2 protein-coding genes are annotated in these 2429 nt (G+C 61.2%); one reads left to right on the top strand and one right to left on the bottom strand.

Going from position 1 to position 2429, the window contains the following annotated elements; all coding sequences use genetic code 11:
• Positions 1-106: 106 nt before the first annotated feature.
• Entirely contained in the window at positions 107-943 is an 837-nt protein-coding gene (gene ku / locus ACXJ7R_RS30060) for a non-homologous end joining protein Ku (RefSeq protein ID WP_457154997.1), read from the bottom strand.
• A 112-nt stretch (positions 944-1055) separates the two neighbouring features.
• Here ku and ACXJ7R_RS30055 point away from each other — a divergent pair, with 112 nt between their 5' ends.
• Entirely contained in the window at positions 1056-2318 is a 1263-nt protein-coding gene (locus tag ACXJ7R_RS30055) for a DUF763 domain-containing protein (protein ID WP_457154996.1), read from the top strand.
• Positions 2319-2429 lie beyond the last annotated feature (111 nt).

The raw sequence follows: 2429 nt of genomic DNA, 5'->3' as shown, positions 1-2429 counted from the left end.
GCCCAGCGCCACCCCGAAGGCTGCAACCGTGCCGGCCTACCACGTGGCTGCCGTTCTCCACTTCGATCAATTCTAGCGTGTTGGCGCGTGCCAGCGACGACAGGTGCTAAGCAATCTTGCGTTTCGGCGAGGCGCTCTTTGTAGGCGGCCCCAACCCTTCCTGCTTGAGGCTCTTTTTCAGCACCTCGGCCAGGTTGATGACGTTCTCTTTCGGCTTCGGCGCGGGCTTCGGCGGCTGCTTGCCCCTGCGTTTGGCATCGATCATGGCGATCAGCGCATCTTCGTAGGTGTCCTCGAACTTCGAAGGATCGAATGTCGTCACCTTCTTGTCGATGAGCATGCCGGCGATTTCAAGCAGCTCGGGATCATATTTCTGCTTCTTCAAGCCATCGAACACGCTGTCCTGCGAGACCATTTCATTGTGGTTKCGCAGCTCGGTCATCACCATGCCCTTGCCATAGGGCTGGATCASAACYTCSCGGCCGCGCTRATASAGCACGAYRCAGGATCGTGCAGCGACGCCCTTGTTCTTCATGGCATCGCGGATCACGCAGTAGGCCTCCAGTGCAGCTCCATCGGCCGGGATCAAATAGTAGGGTTTCTCGAGATAGCGCGTATCGACCTCGTCAATCRACACGAACTCGCCGACCTCGAGCGTATGCTTCGACGTCAGCTTGAGCGCCTTGATGTCGTCGGGYTCGATCTGGAGGAACTCATCCTTTTCGACTTCGAAGCCCTTCACCTGGTCTTCCGCGTCGACCGGCTTTCCAGTGTCCTCGTCGGCGTAGACGCTTTTGACCGGGAGTCCGTCCTTGCGGTTCAATATCCTGAAATGAACCTTCGACGCCTCGCTGGTGGCGCCGACGATCTTCACGCCGCAGGACACCGAACCAACCTTCAAAAAACCCTTCCAGGCAGCACGCGGGGCGACCATTTTGCTCATCCTGTTTCCAGTCAGGGCAAACGGGTTTCCGTGCAAATCGTTCCTACGATTGGCTTCCCTGACAGGTGCGCAACACCTATCTCTTATCAACGAGCAACGCGGGCGGCAGAAATTGGCGCAACGATCTGGAAGTGCTGATCTCCCACTGCATGGCGGTCGCGTGCCCAAATGGCTCGGTGATCGCATGACGCGCCTTGGGGCGGTGATGTGCGAGGCGATCATCCATCACTATGGTCGCACCGAATTGCTGCGCCGCCTGGCACACCCGTTCTGGTTCCAGTCTTTCGGCGCGGTGATGGGGATGGACTGGCATTCCTCCGGCATCACGACAAGCGTTGTCGGCGCCCTGAAACGTGGCCTGTCTCCACTCTCCGACGAACTCGGGATCCATGTCTGTGGCGGACGTGGCGCACATTCGCGCAAGACTCCGCACGAACTGACATTGATCGGCGAGCGCGTCGGTTTCGACGGGTCGGGCCTGGCCAAGGCCAGTCGGCTGGTCGCCAAGGTCGATAGCGCCGCCGTTCAGGACGGCTTCGACCTCTACCTTCATGGCTTCATCGTTACCGACGATGGCGAGTGGGTCGTGGTGCAACAAGGCATGAACGGCGACAGCAAGGTGGCGCGTCGCTACCACTGGCTGTCCGAGGGGCTGACGAGCTTTGTCGACCAGCCGCATGCCGCGATCGAAGGCGCCAATCAGGGCGAGATCGTCAATCTGACCGACCGGCGCGCCGATGCTTCGCGTCACGGCCAACTGGAGCTGCTGCGGGATCTGGGTCCCGATCGCATCGTGAAAGAGTTCGCCTTGCTGGAGCACGGCTCGCCACCCGCTCCCGCGCAGCCCCTGCTGCCGCATCTGATCATGCCGGCCCATCACGACGTCCGCGAAAGCGATGTCGTCATGCGCCGCCTGCACGGCAATATCGCCGCCGCCGTCGAACGCGGGCCTGCGGATTTCCCGGAGCTGCTCTTGGTGCCAGGCGTCGGTGCCCGCACCGTGCGTGCATTGGCGATGGTKGCCGAGGTCGTGCATGGAGCGCCATGCCGGTTCTCGGACCCCGGCCGGTTCTCGCTGGCCCATGGCGGCAAGGACAGGCACCCGTTCCCCGTGCCGCTGAAAGTCTATGACGAGACGATCGGCGTGCTGAAATCGGCCGTTCACAAGGCCAAGCTCGGCCGCACCGAGGAAATCGATGCATTGAGACGGCTGGACGACCAGTCACGCCAGGTCGAGCGCTATGTCACCGGTCCCAGCCTGAAGGAAATCGTGGCAGGCGAGTTCGACCAGTCGCACATGCTGGGCGGACGCAGTGTTTTTGGATGGGAGCCACCGCCGCAAGCGCAGCCGGCTCGATCCGGCACCGAGGAATGACGTCAGCCGAAAGGCCCTATCCCTCGGCCCTGAAATTCTTTGCGAAGGCTCCAACAAATGCCGGAGCCTTCGCGTTTTACGGGATTTCAATAGAAGCGGATCCAGTAGGAT

It is taken from the genome of Mesorhizobium sp. P5_C1 (assembly GCF_054049815.1).
Note: the sequence above shows the minus strand (reverse complement) of the source record. Positions and strands in the feature narration are given on the sequence as shown.